22 protein-coding genes are annotated in these 19,940 nt (G+C 31.8%); 4 read left to right on the top strand and 18 right to left on the bottom strand.

From position 1 onward, the window contains the following. Positions 1-62 precede the first annotated feature (62 nt). A complete protein-coding gene (locus LPC11_RS09415) occupies positions 63-1,127 on the top strand; it encodes an NAD(P)/FAD-dependent oxidoreductase (protein WP_231307229.1) in 1,065 nt (354 codons plus the stop codon). Positions 1,128-1,207: 80 nt separating this feature from the next. Here LPC11_RS09415 and LPC11_RS09420 read toward each other — a convergent pair whose 3' ends face one another. After that, positions 1,208-1,522: a YuzD family protein gene (locus LPC11_RS09420; RefSeq protein ID WP_231307230.1), complete on the bottom strand. Its 315-nt coding sequence runs from the start codon at positions 1,520-1,522 to the stop codon at positions 1,208-1,210. Between the two features lie 99 nt (positions 1,523-1,621). Here LPC11_RS09420 and LPC11_RS09425 point away from each other — a divergent pair, with 99 nt between their 5' ends. After that, positions 1,622-1,864: a NifU family protein gene (locus LPC11_RS09425; RefSeq protein ID WP_002433501.1), complete on the top strand. Its 243-nt coding sequence runs from the start codon at positions 1,622-1,624 to the stop codon at positions 1,862-1,864. A gap of 111 nt (positions 1,865-1,975) precedes the next feature. Here LPC11_RS09425 and LPC11_RS09430 read toward each other — a convergent pair whose 3' ends face one another. Then, complete coding sequence (locus LPC11_RS09430; RefSeq protein ID WP_023374973.1) at positions 1,976-2,812, bottom strand: LysR family transcriptional regulator; 837 nt, start codon at positions 2,810-2,812, stop codon at positions 1,976-1,978. 121 nt (positions 2,813-2,933) lie between these two features. On the opposite strand from LPC11_RS09430, the gene LPC11_RS09435 reads away from it, so the two are divergent. Then, positions 2,934-3,926: a YeiH family protein gene (locus tag LPC11_RS09435; protein WP_023374972.1), complete on the top strand. Its 993-nt coding sequence runs from the start codon at positions 2,934-2,936 to the stop codon at positions 3,924-3,926. Between the two features lie 65 nt (positions 3,927-3,991). Here LPC11_RS09435 and dltD read toward each other — a convergent pair whose 3' ends face one another. The 8 genes from dltD to LPC11_RS09475 all read right to left on the bottom strand — a co-directional run bounded on the left by dltD (position 3,992) and on the right by LPC11_RS09475 (position 10,835). Then, positions 3,992-5,191, bottom strand: a complete 1,200-nt coding sequence (dltD, locus tag LPC11_RS09440) for a D-alanyl-lipoteichoic acid biosynthesis protein DltD (RefSeq protein ID WP_023374971.1) — start codon at positions 5,189-5,191, stop codon at positions 3,992-3,994. Then, a complete protein-coding gene (gene dltC / locus LPC11_RS09445) occupies positions 5,188-5,424 on the bottom strand; it encodes a D-alanine--poly(phosphoribitol) ligase subunit 2 (RefSeq protein ID WP_002433359.1) in 237 nt (78 codons plus the stop codon). Before dltC ends, dltD begins: the two co-directional genes overlap by 4 nt. 17 nt (positions 5,425-5,441) lie before the next feature. Further along, positions 5,442-6,656: a D-alanyl-lipoteichoic acid biosynthesis protein DltB gene (gene dltB, locus LPC11_RS09450; RefSeq protein ID WP_023374970.1), complete on the bottom strand. Its 1,215-nt coding sequence runs from the start codon at positions 6,654-6,656 to the stop codon at positions 5,442-5,444. After that, positions 6,653-8,110, bottom strand: coding sequence for a D-alanine--poly(phosphoribitol) ligase subunit DltA (gene dltA / locus LPC11_RS09455; protein ID WP_023374969.1), 1,458 nt, complete (start codon positions 8,108-8,110; stop codon positions 6,653-6,655). Before dltA ends, dltB begins: the two co-directional genes overlap by 4 nt. A 14-nt stretch (positions 8,111-8,124) precedes the next feature. Continuing rightward, positions 8,125-8,277, bottom strand: a complete 153-nt coding sequence (locus tag LPC11_RS09460) for a teichoic acid D-Ala incorporation-associated protein DltX (protein ID WP_023374968.1) — start codon at positions 8,275-8,277, stop codon at positions 8,125-8,127. 358 nt (positions 8,278-8,635) lie between these two features. Beyond that, positions 8,636-9,598, bottom strand: coding sequence for a 2-hydroxyacid dehydrogenase (locus tag LPC11_RS09465; RefSeq protein ID WP_231307231.1), 963 nt, complete (start codon positions 9,596-9,598; stop codon positions 8,636-8,638). Positions 9,599-9,621: 23 nt separating this feature from the next. Beyond that, positions 9,622-10,401 (bottom strand): TIGR01457 family HAD-type hydrolase, encoded by a 780-nt coding sequence (locus LPC11_RS09470; RefSeq protein ID WP_041613903.1) that lies wholly within the window; start codon positions 10,399-10,401, stop codon positions 9,622-9,624. 2 nt (positions 10,402-10,403) lie between these two features. Beyond that, on the bottom strand, positions 10,404-10,835 hold the full coding sequence (locus tag LPC11_RS09475; protein WP_107566391.1) for a DUF86 domain-containing protein: 432 nt from the start codon (positions 10,833-10,835) through the stop codon (positions 10,404-10,406). A 104-nt stretch (positions 10,836-10,939) separates the two neighbouring features. Between LPC11_RS09475 and LPC11_RS09480 the strand changes: the two genes are divergently transcribed. Further along, positions 10,940-11,206, top strand: a complete 267-nt coding sequence (locus LPC11_RS09480) for a DUF3055 domain-containing protein (protein ID WP_023374964.1) — start codon at positions 10,940-10,942, stop codon at positions 11,204-11,206. Between the two features lie 74 nt (positions 11,207-11,280). Here the strand turns inward: LPC11_RS09480 and LPC11_RS09485 are convergent, their stop codons facing one another. The 8 genes from LPC11_RS09485 to sufB form a co-directional block, all read right to left on the bottom strand. Further along, on the bottom strand, positions 11,281-11,655 hold the full coding sequence (locus tag LPC11_RS09485) for a YutD family protein (RefSeq protein WP_023374963.1): 375 nt from the start codon (positions 11,653-11,655) through the stop codon (positions 11,281-11,283). A gap of 186 nt (positions 11,656-11,841) precedes the next feature. Continuing rightward, positions 11,842-12,759: a lipoyl synthase gene (gene lipA, locus LPC11_RS09490; protein ID WP_002450838.1), complete on the bottom strand. Its 918-nt coding sequence runs from the start codon at positions 12,757-12,759 to the stop codon at positions 11,842-11,844. 84 nt (positions 12,760-12,843) lie between these two features. Then, the gene (locus LPC11_RS09495) at positions 12,844-14,163 is read right to left on the bottom strand and encodes a bifunctional metallophosphatase/5'-nucleotidase (protein WP_107566392.1); all 1,320 of its coding nucleotides are present in this window, start codon (positions 14,161-14,163) and stop codon (positions 12,844-12,846) included. 92 nt (positions 14,164-14,255) lie between these two features. Further along, positions 14,256-15,083, bottom strand: coding sequence for a sulfite exporter TauE/SafE family protein (locus LPC11_RS09500; protein WP_023374961.1), 828 nt, complete (start codon positions 15,081-15,083; stop codon positions 14,256-14,258). Between the two features lie 13 nt (positions 15,084-15,096). Beyond that, positions 15,097-15,945: a DUF72 domain-containing protein gene (locus LPC11_RS09505; RefSeq protein ID WP_023374960.1), complete on the bottom strand. Its 849-nt coding sequence runs from the start codon at positions 15,943-15,945 to the stop codon at positions 15,097-15,099. Positions 15,946-16,107: 162 nt separating this feature from the next. Next, positions 16,108-17,178: an NAD(P)H-dependent flavin oxidoreductase gene (locus LPC11_RS09510; RefSeq protein ID WP_023374959.1), complete on the bottom strand. Its 1,071-nt coding sequence runs from the start codon at positions 17,176-17,178 to the stop codon at positions 16,108-16,110. Between the two features lie 14 nt (positions 17,179-17,192). After that, positions 17,193-18,221, bottom strand: coding sequence for a hemolysin family protein (locus tag LPC11_RS09515; protein ID WP_231307232.1), 1,029 nt, complete (start codon positions 18,219-18,221; stop codon positions 17,193-17,195). 223 nt (positions 18,222-18,444) lie between these two features. Continuing rightward, entirely contained in the window at positions 18,445-19,842 is a 1,398-nt protein-coding gene (gene sufB, locus LPC11_RS09520) for a Fe-S cluster assembly protein SufB (RefSeq protein WP_002450844.1), read from the bottom strand. Between the last annotated feature and the right edge of the window lie 98 nt (positions 19,843-19,940).

Below are 19,940 nucleotides of genomic sequence, written 5' to 3' on the forward strand. Positions count from 1 at the left end.
CAATATTGATATTGATGCTCTTATTTATAACATGATTTTTTAGGATAAAGGGGTATACTAAAATGAAAAACATTGTTTTATTAGGCGGGGGTTACGGTAATATGCGTATTATGTCTCGTATATTGCCTAATGCATTACCAGAAGGTTACAGGTTAACGCTTATTGACCGTATGCCATTCCATGGTTTAAAACCAGAATTTTATGCACTAGCTGCTGGTACAAAATCAGATAAAGATGTACGTATGTCATTTCCAAATGATGCTAATATCAATACAGTTTATGGGGAAATTAATGATATTAATTTAGATGAACAAATCATCTCTGTTGGCAACTCAAAAGTGGATTATGACGAGTTAGTTATCGGCTTAGGTTGTGAAGACAAATATCATAACGTTCCAGGTGCAGATACACATACACACAGTATTCAAACACTTTCTAAGGCACGCGATACTTTTCATAGTATTAGTGAATTACCTAAGGGTGCTAAAGTTGCTATTGTTGGTGCTGGGTTGAGTGGCATTGAATTAGCTAGTGAATTACGTGAAAGTCGTGCAGATTTAGAAATATTACTATATGATCGTGGCCCACGAATTTTACGAAATTTCCCAGAAAAACTTAGTAATTATATTTCAAAATGGTTCTCTAAACACGATGTTACTGTAGTACCAAACTCAGTCATTGATAAAGTTGAACCTGGACAAATCTTTAATAATGGTGTTCCTGAAAATGTCGATTTAGTCGTTTGGATTGCTGGTATTCAACCAGTTGAAGTAGTAAGAAACTTACCTATAGATATCAACAATAACGGACGTGTCATTTTAAATCAGTATCACCAAATTCCTACTTATCCAAATGTTTATGTTGTTGGAGACTGTGCAGATTTACCACATGCGCCTAGTGCTCAATTAGCAGAATTACAAGGTGAACAAATCGCTGACGTTATGAAAAAGCAATGGAATAATGAACCATTACCTGACAAAATGCCAGAACTTAAAGTACAAGGTTTCTTAGGCTCTCTAGGTGATAAACAAGGATTTGCATATATTATGGATAGAACTGTTACGGGACGTCTCGCTTCTATCTTAAAATCAGGTGTCCTGTGGTTATATAAATATCATAATGGCTAAAATAAACACAAGGGACAGTGAAATCATTTCAATTGGTTTCACTGTCCCTATTTTTAATATCCTATGATATCTTTCCATATTTAAAAATGTTGATCTACAAATTGAGTAATTTTCTTCGTTTGAATATAACCATCTGCTACATATTCATCGTTCATTGTGATCAAAGGATAAAATAATTCATCTTCTTGAATACGTTCAATAAATTGTTGATCGTGATCTGTTAAATTTTCGGTATCCTTTTCAATATCAATATAAGTAAATTCAAAATGATGTTGTTGAAATTTTCTTTTTAATAATGGTTGTATCCATTCAAATGTATCTTTTGATGTCGGTGCATTCACACAACTCGCACATACCACATCTGCCCCATAAACAACAACACTTACTTTAGTCATTGAAATCCCTCGTTTTGATTTATAGATTTTTCTTTCTTAATCTATTATAATGTACTAATAATGATAATGAAATAATTTACTTGAAAGGAGACATATCTCATGCCTACTGAGAATGCGACAATGTTTGATCAAGTAGCTGAAGTAATAGAACGTTTACGTCCATTTTTATTACGTGATGGTGGCGACTGTACGTTAGTTGATGTTGAAGACGGCATCGTTAAATTACAATTACATGGTGCTTGTGGTACTTGCCCGAGCTCAACAATAACATTAAAAGCTGGTATTGAACGTGCATTACACGAAGAAGTACCTGGCGTTATCGAAGTTGAACAAGTATTCTAATGTTTTTCGTTAGTGAAATATAAAGATATAATATAAAATGATTGATTTCTTTTTAGCCCATCTCTGGATGATTAATCCATTGATGGGTATTTTTGTATTAGTTTGCATCGTTTATTCTTCATATCGACATTGAAATAATTCAATCAAAGCATTTAAATTATCATCTTGATATTTATCTTTATGCTTTATGAGGTAAAAATGTCGAAAGACGTCTAACTTAATAGCACCTAAAACATTATTATGTTCTTCGTCTAATACGGATTTAGAAATCACTGTAAATCCTTTTCCAGCTTTCACCATATCAACGATTACTTGATTACTATTAATTTCCACTAAATAAGGATGTAACGATAAGTTAGTTAACCCAATTTCTTGGTAAATTCTTGTACCTGATCCTTGTTCTCGAACAAAGCAAATCTGCTTCTCATCAAAGCCTACTTTTTGATTATAAATTAAGACCATTTCATCTTGCGAAATACATGCTAAATCAATGGTATTGTCTTGAATTTCTCTTTCTACAATTCCAATGTCTACAACGTTGTGTTTAACATTATTTAATACTGTATCTGAATTAGTTAAATAAGCATTTACATGTAATTTTGGATATTGGTTAGCTATTTCTATTAATTTTTGTGATAAATATTGCTCACCATATGTATAACTACTACCTATAGATAGTACACCCGATACTTCTTTTCTTTCATTCTTTAGATTTTGCCAAAGTTCCTGCTCTATATTTTCACGTTGCAGTGCATATTTTAAAATCTTCTCTCCATCTGAAGTTAAGCGAATAGATGGTCTAGTAAATTCAAAAATCTTAACATTATACATAGTTTCAAGTCGTTTAATGTCACGGCTAATAGATGGCTGTGAGGTGTACAGACGCTCGGCTGCTTTTGTAAAATTCGAAGTCTTTACAACTTCTATTAATACTTTATATGGATCCATAGATATTCCCCTTTAAAATTTCATGTTCATTATATCATTTTCGTTATATATACTATATCAAATATTTATTTAACGTTATAACACTGCGATGCTAAACTTTCTCATATAGGAGGAACGTTATATGATACAACTGAAGCATAAAAATTTTATCATAGGTATGATATTTACATTGGGTATTGCGTTGCTAAGTCTTGCTTTATCAAAATTACCTATACTTACAAATGTAGGTGGATTATCTATTGCGATACTTATTGCAATATTATATCGTCACTTTAAAGGTTATCCAGATCAATACAAAGTTGGTATAACATTTTCATCTAAGCGCCTATTGAAAATTGCTATCGTCTTTTACGGGCTCAAGTTAAATATCGATGAGATTTTAGGACGTAGTGGTCCACTGTTAATAATGGATGTTGGAATAATCATCTTTAGCATTGTTATGACATATATCTTAAGTCGTTTGTTTAAAACTGATAGATCGATTACAACTCTATTAGGTGTCGGTACTGGTATTTGTGGAGCAGCAGCTATTGCGGCTATTGCACCTGTAATAAAGTCTAAGGATAAAGATATTGCCATCAGTGTTGGGATTATCGCATTAGTCGGCACTGTCTTTTCCTTATGCTATACTTTAATCTATTCAATTGTTCATATGTCACCTATCCATTTTGGTATTTGGTCTGGAACAAGTTTACATGAAATTGCTCAAGTTGTTTTAGCTGGTAATTATGCTGGTATTGATTCATTAAAAATTGCTCTATTAGCTAAATTAGGACGTGTATTTCTATTAATACCTGTGATTATCATTTTTATACTGTGCGTTAAATATAAAAACAAAGATAGCGAACAATCACATCGTATAGATTTTCCTTATTTTTTAATTGGTTTTATAGTAATGGCATTAATTAATACATATATTCCACTTCCACCACTTTTATTAAAAGTATTAGAAATCATAACCAATATCTTCTTACTAATGGCTATGGTAGCACTTGGATTAAATGTTTCCTTTAAAGACTTAAAATCTAGAGCATTAAAGCCCTTACTCATTATTATTATCGTATCTATTTGCTTATCAATCATAAGTTACTTTGTCACTCAAAACTTATTCTAAAAAAACACCTTTCAAGATTTTGATGATGATATTTATCATCATTGCTACTTGAAAGGCGTTTTTTATTATTTGTTATCTTCTTGATGCTTATGTTTATCTTTGTGATCTACTTTGGGTTGTTTGTCATCGTTCATGTGTTTGGCAATTTGTTTGTCAACATAGACCCAACCTTTCCATCCGATATGAACGGCATCGCTAATAACATATTTTTCGTAATCTTTATCTGTCATATCATATATTTTACCGCCATTATCAACGACAGTAGAATGTATTTTTTTATAGACTGCTTGACGTCTATCACTATCAATACCAATATGATCATACCATTTACCATTCGAAGGAATGCTTACATACTGCACATCTGCGCCAGCTTTATTCATTGTTTGAACGAGTAATTTTAAGTCTTGGAACTCAGGAGAGTTAACGTTAAATTCATAATCACGTTTGATTTTACGTTTATTTTCTTTGATTAATTTCCAATAAGGATCTCTAATATGATATTGATTAGATTTCGTGTTATCTTTACCGATTTCCTCTGCTTTATTTCTCATTTGACTCCATGACGCTTTTTCATCTGTTGCAGGATCAACATGAGACAATGGTGGTTTAGTGAAAGAGAATAATGATTTAATCGCTTCAATCTTAATTAATTGATTCTCTTTAAATGCTGAGATGTAATTCCCAGATACATGATTCGGATCTTTCGCAACTTGTTTTAGATAATCTTTATTATGAACATGTGGGAATTGTAGCAAACGTTTAGCAAAACGTTGTTTCAAATCTTCCGGCATATCCTTTTGATTAAACATTTGGTTAATTTGTGTTTGTGACATACGTGCATCAAAGTTTTGATTTGTTAATCCATGATTAGTAAACCATTGTGGTGAGATAATAAAAGTTAACTTTTTACCTTTTAAATTATCATATTGAGACGCAAGTTCCACTGCATTAATCAAATCTGTTGATCCACCAGTACCTAAAAGAAATACATTTTTGTCAGAATTATGTTTATTCAATGCGATTGCTGGATTGAATGGATCATCTTTACCTAATTCACTAGAACCATAAATTGGATAGTATTTATCTGATTTATAAAGTTGATTTTGAATGAGCGTGCCTTTTAATACTTGATCTGTTAATGAAATTCTATTATTAGCAAGCGTTTTATCAGATATCAATCCTGTAAACAACTGTGCTGGTAACAGGACGAATATGATAAAAATAACGCCACTAATTAGAATTGGTAAAAAAGGTTTTAATTTCATCGTAGTTCTTCTAATGCTTCCACAATTTTATTTGGTGTAGCCCACTCATCACGGTCAAAGTCCATAATTGATACTTCAATATCTAATTTATTTTGAATTTCTAATAATAATCCTACAGTTTGGAAAGAATCAATAATACCTTCTTCAAAAATTTCTACATCAGGATTCTCTTTTACGATATCGTTTTCTGCAACCTCTGCTAATAAATCTAATACTTGATCTCTAAATTCCATAATTAATTACTCCTTTATTAAATAAATTTACCTGAGAAAATTAAAAAGCCAAACGCAACAAAATGGAAAGTAATCACAACACTTAATGCTGTAGTCCATTTATTTTGCCAACGTGGAGGACGTTGTTTTCTCCATTTTTCATAATAACCATAGCCTATAAATAATGCTGCATGGTATAAACCATAAATAATATAATAAACTTCTAAACCGTGCCAAACCCCCATAATAAAGAAATTAAGGAAGAAGGCAATGTTTGACATTGCTAATTGACTCTTAAACATCTTTTTACGAGACATATAAAATAAAGATCTCATATAAATACAGTCTCTAAACCAGAATGATAATGTCATGTGCCATCTATTCCAGAAGTCTTTAATATTTTTGGATTGGAATGGTTTATTAAAGTTAGGCGGTGTTTTAATTCCATATAAATAACTAAGCGCTATAGCAAATAAACTATAACCTGCAAAGTCAAAGAATAGATAAAAGCTATATGCATACATATATAACCACATATGTGTAAATCCATGTAAGTTCATTTGTAATGGATTAATTGCATATACTTGAATGAAATAGGCAATAATATATTTATATAAAAAGCCTATCATAATCATGTGAATCGCTTTTAACACTAATTCTCTATATTCTCCACCAGTTGGAACCTTTTTATCATCTTTTACAAATCGTTTATATCTGTCAATTGGTCCAGAAGAAATAGTTGGGAAGAATGAAATAAATTGAATTAATTTCCCCACTTTAATCTCTTTAATAGACCCATCACGAATTTCCATAATTAATTGAACACTCTTGAATGTAACATACGATATCCCAAGGAATCCTACAAACTCAATTAATTTACTTTCATGAAAATGAATTTGGTGACCACCTAGCCATGTGCTTTGTAATACTTTAACTAATGCTAAAGGTAATATAGACAGAATCATGATAGTTACAAATTTTGCAAATGTGTTATTTTTCTGTCTAGATTTATAATAAAACATGATTAGGCCAACTTGCCAAATAATATATATGATAAAACTTATTAACTGTACGCTTAGGTACTTTTGTCCAAACAAATTATGCTTATCTGAAGAAAAGATAAGTACAATCATAATTGCTGTACTAATACCGTTATATATATAGCTTCGCTTACCTAAAAAGCCAAGAATAATAACAGGAATAAGTACGATAAATGATATTAAGAAGAATGTAAATGTGCCATAAGGTATCATCCGTTAACTACCTCGGCAATCTTCTTACGATCAAGTTTACCATTAGATGTCAGTGGCAACTGCTCCATCCAAACAAACTTTCTCGGAATCATATACTCTGGTAAGCGCGATTTCAATTCGTCTTTAATAGCTTTAGTCATTTGTCTATCATCTTCAACTTCTTCTGTTGATACGACAGCACCAATTAAATGAATAACTTTATCATTTTTATAAACTGGTACCACAATCGCTTCGCGGATTAAGTCAGAATCACGTAATTGTGACTCTATTTCTTCTAATTCCATGCGATAACCGTTTAATTTGATTTGGAAGTCAATACGACCTTGTATGAACCATAAACCATTTTCTTCTTTCGCTTTATCACCTGTATGGTAAGTTCTTACTCTGTCCTCAAAATTAAACACAGCCGCTGTTTTTTCTTCGTTTTTTAAATAACCAACACTGACGCTTTGACCTTGAATGACTAATTCGCCATCTTCAGTTGTCGTCAATTTAGTACCCGGTCTAGCCACACCTACTGGAAGTGGATTATATTGTTCTAGAACCTCTGGTGTAATTTGAATACTAGTCACTGCAACTGTGGCTTCTGTAGGCCCATACGTATTATAAATCGATCCATTAGGGAAACGGTCTACTAATGCTTTAGCAGTTCTATGTCCTAAAATTTCTCCACAGAAGAAGAAATGATTCAAACTACCATATTGTTCCTCATTTAAAGTCGGTAATAATAAACACATTTCAATAAATGATGGTGTAGAAACCCAAATGTTAATCGGTGTCGCTTGTAACATATCATTTAATAATTTAGGTTTATTAATCATATCTTTATCAACTAGGTTTAATGTACCACCTGAAACTAAACATGGATAAATAGCCATTACTGATAAATCAAATGAAAATGGTGCTTGGTTTAACCACTCCTGGCCATTCCCAGATTGATTCAATGAATCCATCCATTCTGCAAATTCAACTAAACTTGCATATTCAATTTGTACACCTTTAGGTTCGCCTGTAGAACCTGATGTAAAGATTGTATATACAACGTCATTCGCCTTCATTTGGCTATCAAAAATTACAGGATCTTGTGAATTCTCAACATTTTCAACTGTGATAACTTGAGCGTTTTGTTGATCTAATGTGTAATCAGTTGTATTAAAGATATATTCAGGTTGTACTTTATCGATAATCATCTTCACACGTTCTTCTGGCACTGATGTATCAATAGGTACATATCCACAACCTGCTTTAATTGCTCCAATCATACCTACAATCATAAATGGTGACATATGTCCAAATAAAATCATAGGTTGTCGACTGTCTTGTAGTTGATGTGCAAGTTTACTAGAAAATTCATCTAGTTGTTTATAAGTGATTTCATCAGTCGTATGTCTTACTGCAATTGCTTCTGGTTGTTGTTTACTCAATTGACTGAGAATATTAATAATATCTGTCATAGTTTTCTCCCTCATTAAAATTCATTATAAATGAAGTTATTATGTGTATCTCCGCTTCCATAAATTAAATATAGTGCGATAAATATTGCTAAATATAACAATGTTAAAAGGTACGGCTTCATTGCTAGGTAATACTTATTCGTAGGTTCCTTACCTTTGGATTTCATTTGGCACCTCTCCTAAAGCTTACATATCTTTTTTCAAAGCTATTAATCATCTATAACAACTTTTAAAAATTACGATATATAATTAGTGATTTATATTTTATTTTTATAATTCATTATACTCATACTTCGAGAGAATTTCAAAACAATTTTTAAACTTTAAAAATCTTGATTAGTTTAATACAATGTCTTGATTACTGTCTTATATATGAGTATTTATTTAGTGAATATCATTATTCTAAATCTTAAGTGTGAATTAAACAATTACAGACCATATAACAAAATTGTTAGATTAACAAAAATTCAATCAAAAAAGCTTATTTACTATTCATAATTAGTAAACAAGCTTGGTTCTATGTTATTAACTTGAAACAGGTGTAATGGCTGCTTCGTTATTAAGAACGGCTTTAATATTATCAACACATAATTGCACCATACGATCACGCGTATATTCTGAGGCGCTTCCTATATGAGGAACAATCACTACATTAGGCATTTTAAGTAGTGGGTGTTGTACTTCAATTGGTTCTTGTTCCAACACATCTAGCCCACATGCCAAGATTTGTCCAGTATTCAATGCATGTATTAAATCCTTTTCATTCACAATTGCACCTCTACCGATATTGATAAAAATGGCATCAGTTTTCATTTTTGCAAAAGCTTCGGCATTGAATTTATATTTAGTTTCGTCCGTCAATGGCGCAGTACAAACAACAAAATCACTTTTCTCTAATAGTTCTTCAAAGGATACAAATGTAGCATTATAATCACGCTCTGCATCTTCATGTCTCGTACGATTATGATAAAGGACGTTTGTATCGAATCCTTTTAAACGTTTGACAAATGCTTTTCCAATATCTCCCATGCCAAATATACCAACTGTTGAACCATATACATCTTTACCTGATAATAAATATGGTCCCCAACTTTTCCATTGACCTTCTTGAACATATTTCTCAGCTTCAACAATACGACGTGCAGTTGCCAACATTAATGTGAAACCTAGTTCTGCAGTTGTCTCAGTAAGTACTTCCGGCGTATTAGTCACTGTGATACCTTTTTGATTTGCTAAATTAACGTCAATATTATCATATCCTGCCGCCATATTTGCAATTATTTTTAAATGTGGCGCATTCGCTAGACACGTTTCGTCTATTGTTTCACTTAATGTTATAAAACATGCTACAGCATCTTGTAATTCTGCTAAAAATTGATCTCTCGGCATAGGTATTAATGACTCATTCCAGACGACTACCTCTGCAATGTCTTCTAATTGTGTTATGAATTTTTGAGGAATTTGACGAGATACGACAATTTTATTCAATATAAAATCTCCTCTTTATAAATTTATTCTTCTAATGCGCTAATAGTTTCATTTAAATCTTTAAATGAATATGTTGGTGGCACATCTTTTGTTTGAATTTCATCTAATGTTGTTACACCTGTTTGTACATGTATCGTATCAATACCAACATTGATACCTGACATAATATCAGTGTCATATAAATCACCAACCATGGCTACATCTTGTTTATCAAGTTGTAATATATCTAATGATTTTTCCATGATGATTGTTTCCGGTTTACCGATGAATTGTGGTTGAACACCAGTAGAAACTGTTACAACACTTGTGATCGCACCATTACCAGGTAAAAAGCCTCGTTCTTTTGGTATTGAAACATCTGGATTGGTTGAAATAAATGTTGCACCTTTTCTTACTGCTAGCGTTGCAATCGCAAGTTTTTCATACGTTACATTTTCATCTAAACCAATGACAACATAATCTACATTTTCATCTTCTTTAACTACAAGCCCAGCATCAGTAAGCGCAGTATGTAAACCTTCTCCACCTAACATGTACACAGAAGCACCTGGTGATTTTTCTGAGATATAATCTGCAGTTGCTAATGCAGACGTAACCACCTCATTAGCAGTTGCATCAATGTTCATTTCATGTAATTTTGCTGCGACCTGTTCAGGTGTTTTTGTTGAGTTATTTGTTACATATAAATGAGGAATTTGATGTTGATTTAAATAATCAATAAATTGACTTGCACCATCAATTTCATCAGTACCTTTATACATTGTTCCATCTAAATCAATTAAATATGCCTTGTAATGCTTCACGCTTAATTCTCTCCTTTACCAAATGCAGTAATTGGAACATTTTCATTATTTAAAAATTGCACGACCTCATCAATAAATTGTTTATAAAATGGTAATGCATGGTCAAATAATGGTTCAATTTCCTGAGTATCTAGTTGAATGTAGTTGTGTGCAAATTGCTTTCTAACATCAACAGTTTGATTAATATGCTCTTGTGTCTCTTTTGAAATGACGTTCTCTAATTCTAAAATATCAATGACATCTTTATAATTACCTGGATCTCTTAAAATAAATCCATCAATAATCATATTACCAATATCGACTGAAGATTCGATTAACATCTGTGCAATTCTTTCAAAGGCGTATTGATTCGTTTTATTTGTTTCATAATCATTCGTTAATTGTTGTAAGTAATTTAGTTTTTCTGAAAGTTTATCTTTGTCTACAAAATACATTCCTTAGTCACCTCTTATTATATTAATCATATCACAACTTTGCAGTACACTTCATTTGTCGTTATACTGACTTTAGTAAATTTCGTATTAAAGGGGTCTTAAAAATGATTGATATGTATTTATATGATGATGATGAACAAAGCCAAGTTCAATTTGTGGGCTTTGTTGGAGAACATAGTCGATATGATTTGATGTTAGTACAAACAGATCGTCATTATGGAAAAACACTTGTCTTAAATATGCAGACTAATAAATTTGGTATCATAGGTTCAGATGATATTGAAGAAGAAGGTTATATCGCTCATATTCTTGGCGTATCATCTGAAGAAGGCGATGAAATCATAGAATATCTTAATGAAGTTATTCAATAAAAATAAAGTAAATCTCCCTCTGTTTACGTTAGAATATGTAGAGGGAGATCATTAAATTAATTAACGTTATATCATTATTTTTCAGTATCCTGAATTGTAGGTTGTATTTTGACATCATGTAATTTGTCTTCTTGATCTATAATTGTTGGATCATCTATTTGTTGTTTTACTTCGTTATTAGATAAATGTTTAACTACAAAATAAGGACACCCAAAATTACAATATTCCAATAAGTAGTCTTGAATACTTGAGAAGCGTTTACTGATTTCAGCTTTTTTATTTGTATCTTTATAGAAACCTTTTAAACGTAATTGATCGTATCCAAAGTCTCCTACGACATAATCATACTTATCTAATATATCTGAATATCTGTTAGCAAATATTTCTTCATCGAAACACGCTCTATAATCTTCTATTAATTCAAAATATTGTTGTTCTACTTTTATCATTTTTTCACCTAATCCACTTTTCGAATGATTATGTCCTTATTTTAACAATTTTGTCCCATAATATTCAATTTTACTCACTTTCATGCACGTCATAGATAGTTAAAACCAAGAACCACTCATTTATTCTCATAAAAAAGTGGTTCTATCAAAACATTCAACTTATTTTAATGAATGTCATTACTATGATTAGCTATTTAATTGTTCTTCACCTTGTCGTTGTCTTTCTTTTGCAGCTTCATTAACTTGTTCGTCTGCATGATAAGAACTACGTACTAATGGTCCCGCTTGACAATGTTTGAATCCTTTTTCCATAGCAACTTTTCTCATTTTACCAAATTCTAATGGTGTATAATATTTTTCAACTTTTAAATGTTTACGTGAAGGTTGTAAATATTGGCCTATAGTTAAGATATCTACATCATTGGCACGTAAATCATCCATTGTTTCATAAATTTCTTCCATTGTTTCCCCTAAGCCAACCATTAAACTTGATTTTGTAGGAATATCTGGTTGTAATTCTTTAGAACGACGTAAGAATTCTAATGTACGATCATATGTTGCACGAGCACGAACTCTAGGTGTCAAACGACGAACTGTTTCGATATTGTGATTTAAGATATCTGGTTTAGAAGCCATTAAAGTTTCTAATGCGTCGTAGTCACCACCCATGTCTGAAGGTAAAATCTCAATTGTAGTGAATGGGTTTCTTGCTCTAACTTTTCTTACTGTTTCAGCATAAACATTTGAACCCGCATCACGTAAATCATCACGCGCTACTGCAGTAATAACAACATGTTTTAAGTTCATTAATTCTACTGATTCTGCAACACGTTCTGGTTCATTTAAGTCTAATTCATTAGGTAAACCAGTTTTAACCGCACAGAAACGACAAGCACGTGTACATACAGCTCCTAAAATCATAAATGTAGCAGTACGTCTTTCTCCCCAACACTCATGTATATTTGGACACTTTGCTTCTTCGCAAACAGTGTGTAAATTCTTTTCACGCATCATTTTCTTAAGGCCAGTATAGTTTTCGTTCGTGTTCAGCTTTATTTTCAACCAATCTGGTTTTCGTAGTATTTCCTCATTTTTTGTAGCCATAACAACGCATACCCTCCTGTTTATTCTCTCTCTATGCTATTATAACGAAATTAACCATAAATTAAAATCTAATCTATTGTTATTTTAAAATTCCAGTAACTTTTGTTTAAATATATCTCGTAAAAATTCGGGCATGATATATTCTGTTGGAAGTCCTTTTAACGATGGGAAATATCTACCAAATGTATACATATCGACTGTTCCTAAAATATAATATTCATCATTTTGTATTTCTTTTCCATCAATAAAATAACGTCCTTCTGATTCTATAAAGCCTAATCGATATAAAATATATCCACCAAAAATGTCTCCTCGGAATCCAAGACCTTGTGCATGCTCGTGCATATATTCTTGCTTTTGACTTTTAACAATAACTTTTTTAAGTTCTTCGCCAGTCAATTTTACTCTTACAACATTGATGGGATGAGGTAACATGCGATGAATATCGAATTCCGTGATTTCCTCCGCTTCAATGCCTTTTACAATTAAACCTGCATTTATAATTGTACAATCTGCGTTTGTAAATTCATAGACACTTTCTGCTAATAAATACGACGTTTTTGTGATCACATCTGTTTTATTATCCAATTTAAGTGGATGATTCACAACTGGCGTGCTCATCATCGCTTTTCCTTCCTCATCAAAGTTGGTTTGAACTTCTGGTAAGGTTTCTAATGGATGTAAGCAGGCAGTCTTGCTAGTGACCTTATTATCTTCAATTGTTAAGTTCACTTCTCCCAAATAGTATCCATATTTCCCAGCTGCTGCCATTAATACACCATTATTCATTTGACCGTGATCAAAATGATGATGTGTATGACTACCAAGAATTAAATCAATTTCCGGAATTTCTTGACATAATTTTTCATCAAAGAACACACCTACATGACTCATTACAATTAATACATCATATTGTCCATCGTTAGCTTTAATTTCGTCTTTGATGGACTCGAGTGGATCTGTAACAACCCAATCCAAAGCTCTATAAAATGGTGTAAATGGTGCTGTTGCCGCTACAAATAATATACGAACACCATCTATTTCTTTTATATATGATGATGCTATGTGGTTAGGCAGACGGCCCTCTTCATCAAATACGTTGGCACAAATCACTTCAAATTGCGCATTAGCATATAAATTTTGTAACGCATCATGTGAAATTGTCATACCTTCGTTATTACCTATTGTTGCAATATCGCATTTAGCTTCATTTAATAATTCTATATTTTTCTTTCCTAGGGTTGCTTGCGTAATCGGTGCTGATAAATCAACATGATCACCTATATCTAAATATAGTGAGGGATGTTGAAGTTTAGAGCGATGTTCTGTCATATATGATTGAATACGTGCATATTCATTTAAATGACTATGAATATCATTAGTATGATAAATTGTTAACTTCAAAATGATTCCCCCTTTTAGAGTTGTTTTATTAGGTCATTATATAATGTAACATGTATCGTAAAAATGAATAGGTTATATGTACTTTTAACGTTTTAAATAATAGATTTAATAATTAAATATGCACCTATTAGCAACATTACAGTACGTAGCAACATTACAACTGTATCAGACTTAATAGAATGATTGACTTTAACACCAATTTTAGCACCTATATAACTAGAAATGATAAGTACAATTGAATAATCCCAAGCTACGTGACCTTGTATGATATGTCCAATCGAACTCATAACACTTGAAAAGAAAATCATCATCATACTTGTTCCAACTGCCACATGAGGTGGAAATCTAAAAACAATTAACATTAACGGGGTCATTAATGCACCCCCACCAATACCAAACAGTCCTGTAAGAATACCAATTAATAATGTAGCAACAAAAGCAACTAATGGTGGCACGCTATAATGATATGTTTTCCCTTCTGCATCAATATATGTTTTCTCATATTTAGTCTTATTAAATATTTTAACTGGTTTAATTTTATGTCTTATCATTAACAAAATAGCTACAAATATCATAAATATTCCAAAATAGAGATTAAATGACTTTAATGTTAAATACTGACTTAAAAAAGATCCAATTAATGATCCAGGTAATAATCCAAATAAGAAAATAGAGCCATTTTTAATATCAACTTGTTTCGTTTTTAAATAGCCTAATGAGGATGACAATCCAGTCACAATAAGAATGACAGAAGATGTTCCTATTGCGATTTGAGTAGTAATACCATGTAAAATACTATGATCCACTCCGAGATAAACTAATGTAGGTACAATAATGATACCTCCACCAATACCTACTATTGAACCTATAATCGCTGACAATCCGCCAATGATAATTAATAATAAAATCGTTAATAACATTTAATTTCGCCTCTTAGAATAATTTTAGTTGTTGTGGTGCTAGTCCTTCATAATCAATACCGAGGATATTTTGATATGTTTTGGCATTTTGAGCTGCATGCCCACCAGAATTATTATTAAAAACAACGTATACTTTTTTAGCTTTTTGTTCTAAAATTTTAACCTTTTCTGCTAAATCTAGTAATTCTGCTTCATTATAATTGTATAGATATCTCACATCTCGCCATTCTTGATCGGTCATATCTTTTTTTGTCCAACCATGTATATTCCTTCCATGATATCTAACAAAAGCAATGTCACTTGTTATTCTATTAACAAGTGGAATACTTGCATCTTTGACTTGTGGTTCATCTACAACCGCATGTATAATTTGATGTTCAGTTAAAAAGGACAACGTTTCCTCTTTAAATTGATCGTTAAACCAAGACTGGTGTCTGAATTCAACACACATTGGATAGTCTTGCAATTGTTGTTTAACATATAAAATATACTTGATATTTTGACTAGAACAATCAAACCATGGTGGAAATTGTACTAAAACCATAGCTAGTTTTTGACTTTCTTGTAATGGTGCCAACATTTCTTTAAATGCATCAAAGAGTTCTTGGCGTGTTTCTGAAAAATCTCTAAAATCTGCATGTAGTGTCAAAGCTTGATGTATTTTTACTACAAATTGAAACCTCTCTGGCGTTTCATTAATCCATTTCTTGATATTACGTGCTGGTTGAATCGCGTAGTATGATGCATCAAGTTCTACAATAGGAAAATGACTTGAATATGTTTTTAATTTATCTGATTTTCTAGCTAGATCTTCATATAATGTATCATGATCTCCCCAACCAGTTAGACCTATATTTATCATTTATATCACCAAATTAATGATACCACAGAATAAAACAACGATTCACTTTATCTATTTTTAAATTTACAGATTCTTAGTATTCCATTAGCAACTAACAGATTATGATTCTAATAATTAAAAAACTCTCCCTTAATTATTTTAAGAGAGAGTTTGCTTTAAGATTTATAAATTTGACATATTATTGATACGACTGACCATACGTTCTATTAAATCTGCAGCTTTTTGTTTTTCTGCTAATCTTGGTGATTGACCACTCCATATGTGGGTTAGTTCACTATCACCTTGTTGTACTGCAGCCTTTCTAATTTGAGTCGTTAACTGATTTTGTATTGGATAATCTGGTATATCTCCTTGATATTCGCTCATTTCTTTAACGAATTGATTATTAATACCACGCGCATTTTTACCACTAAAAACATTAGTGACTACCGTATCAGTCTCTTTACTTTTTAATATAGCGTCTTTAAGCAACTCGTTTGCACCACTTTCAAAAGAAGTTAAGAAAGCAGTTCCCATTTGTACACCTTGTGCCCCTAACATGAGACTAGCAAGTAATCCTCTTTCATCCATAATACCACCTGCAGCAACAACGGGTATAGATACATGATCGACAATTTGAGGTACTAAAGACATTGTGCCAACCATTGGTTCAGTACTATGACCAATTTGTAAGAATGATCCTCTATGTCCTCCTGCTTCACTACCTTGTGCTACGACGATATCTATTCCTGCTTTTTCATTTTCTATAGCTTCTTCTACTGTTGTAGCAGTACCAATCAATATCACTTGATGTTCTTTTAACTTTTTAATAGTTAGTGCATCAGGGATACCGAATGTAAAACTACAGATTGGTACATTATACTTAATAATCATATTTATAGCTTCATTAAATTTTTGAGTTTCCTCAATGTTAATTACTGGTTCCTCTAAATGAAACGCTCTTCTATATGGTTTTAACCATGCATTCATATGATCGACCTGTTGTGGATTGGCAGTGGCGTCTTGATTAGGTACAAATAAATTGACGCCAAATGGTTGAGTGGTCTTTTCTTTTACTGCTTTAATTTCACTTTCTAACTTATCAATACTAAAATATCCTGCTCCTATAGTACCAAGTCCACCTTTTTCACTGACAGTTGCAACTAAAGATGCAGTAGTACTGCCAGCCATACCTGCTTGAATAATTGGGTATTGAATACCTAATAAACGTGTTAACTTATTATCATTCCACATATTACTCACCTTTTCTAATTGTTACGCTTTGTTTGATTGAGATAGGTTTGCCTTTCTAATTTTTCCTCTTCTTCTTTATCTAATTCATCTTCAATTTCCATTCCTAGTAACTCTTCAATTAAATCTTCATGTGACACGATTGCGTCTGTACCCCCAAATTCGTCTAGTACAATTGCTAAGTGTTTTCTCGATACCGTCATTTTCCTAAGTACCCATTCAGCTCTATTATGTTCATTTACAAATAAAGGTGCTGATGAGAAATCAATTATTGATTCGTATTTTTTCTTACTCCATGCTAATAAATATTTAGAATGGAATACACCTATGACATGATCTATATCCTCATCATATATTGGATAACGTGTATATGGTTCATTCATAACTGTATCATATGCTTCATCAAATGAAATATCTTTTGGAAATGCAACAACATTGACACGCGGCGTTGTATCTACATCTTTTATTTTAAGATTTTCGAAATCTAATACGCCTTTTAATCGATTTTGTTCTGTCTCATTAAATGCCCCCTCACGTCCTGCAACAATCAACATTGTACGTATTTCTTCTTTCGAGTACTGGTTATCATTAACTTTGTCTTTTGAAAATGATTTACTAATTTTACTTGTTATAGTATTCAACATTTTTGTAATTGGCTTAAGAATGATAACAAACACACGGATGATTGGATACACAATACGTGAAGTTTTATCAGGATTCGCTGCGGCAATTGCTTTGGGCAACACTTCAGATACTAATACAATGATTATAATCATGATGACTATAGCAGCTAATACATTAAATTGCATTTTTATAGCAAAAATGGTAATAAGCACTGGTAATATGATATTACTTATATTTTTTATGATTAATATAGTAGTTATAAATTCACTTGGTTTATCTAATAATTTGGAAAGTTTTTGTGATCTTTGATCACCATTTTTCGCTTCAGTCTGAAATTTACTTTTATTTGCTGCCGTTAATGCGGTTTCACTTAGTGAAAAAAAGAATGATACCAATAATAAGAATATGATAGCTATAATCATGAAGCATACTCCTTATTCATATAAATTTTCTTTAATAATATATAAAACATTCCCTTGAATATGCTTTTATAAACTATTCAGTCCATAGCGTTATCTTATAAATCATTTTTAATTAAAAATAACTAAATAAAAACTAGCCAATGGATTTAATAATCCATTGGCTAGCAATGACTGAGATTGATATCTCAAGTTATATTAAACAATGTTCATCTATAAGTTACGTTTAACCAATAGATCCTTCCATTTCAAATTTGATTAATCTATTCATTTCTACTGCATATTCCATCGGTAATTCTTTTGTAAATGGTTCAATGAAGCCCATAACAATCATTTCAGTCGCTTCTTCTTCAGAAATACCACGACTCATTAAATAGAATAATTGTTCTTCTGATACTTTAGAAACTTTAGCTTCGTGTTCCAATGAAATATTATCATTAAATACTTCATTATAAGGAATAGTATCTGAAGTTGATTCATTATCTAAAATTAATGTGTCACATTCGATATTTGAACGTGCACCTTTTGCTTTACGTCCAAAATGAACAATACCACGATAGATAACTTTACCACCATTTTTAGAAATTGATTTAGAAACAATAGTCGAAGACGTATTCGGTGCTTTATGAATCATTTTAGCACCTGCATCTTGAACTTGTCCTTTACCTGCAAATGCAATTGATAATGTGCTACCTTTCGCACCTTCACCTAGTAATACACAGTTAGGATATTTCATCGTTAATTTAGAACCTAAGTTACCGTCAACCCATTCCATATTACCGTTCTCATGAACAAATGTACGTTTAGTAACTAAGTTATAAACATTATTTGCCCAGTTTTGAATTGTAGTATAACGCACGTGTGCATCTTTATGAACAATAATTTCAACTACTGCTGAGTGTAGAGAGCTTGTTGTGTACACTGGTGCAGTACAACCTTCTACATAGTTTACAGAAGCGCCTTCATCAGCAATGATTAATGTACGTTCAAATTGTCCCATGTTTTCAGAGTTAATACGGAAATAAGCTTGTAATGGCGTATCTAATTTAACGTTTTTAGGTACGTAAATGAATGATCCACCTGACCAAACAGCTGAGTTTAATGCCGCAAATTTGTTGTCAGCTGCTGGAATAACAGTTGCGAAATATTCACGGAATAAATCTTCATTTTCACGTAATGCACTATCTGTATCTTTGAAGATGATACCTTTTTCTTCTAATTCTTTTTCCATATTGTGATAAACAACTTCTGATTCATATTGAGCAGATACACCTGCTAAATATTTTTGTTCAGCTTCAGGAATACCTAATTTATCAAATGTACGTTTGATTTCTTCAGGTACTTCATCCCATGAACGTTCAGTATGTTCTGATGGTTTTACATAGTAAGTAATGTCATCAAAGTCTAATTCTGATAAGTCGCCACCCCATTGAGGCATTGGCATTTTATAGAATAGTTTTAAAGCTTTCAAACGGAAATCTAGCATCCATTCAGGTTCATCTTTCATTTTTGAAATTTCTCTAACTATATTTTCAGTTAGACCTCGTTCTGATCTGAAAATGGAAACATCTTCGTCGTGGAAACCATATTTGTAATCCCCAACATCAGGTGCTTTTTTAGCCATTTCAATCACTCCTTATATATATTTAAACGTCATGCGTGAGATTTTTAATTACAAGTATTAAATTGTTGTTATATTATAACAACGATTAAGGAAAGTAA

It is taken from the genome of Staphylococcus sp. HL28, assembly GCF_021117155.1.
Lineage (GTDB): Bacteria > Bacillota > Bacilli > Staphylococcales > Staphylococcaceae > Staphylococcus > Staphylococcus warneri.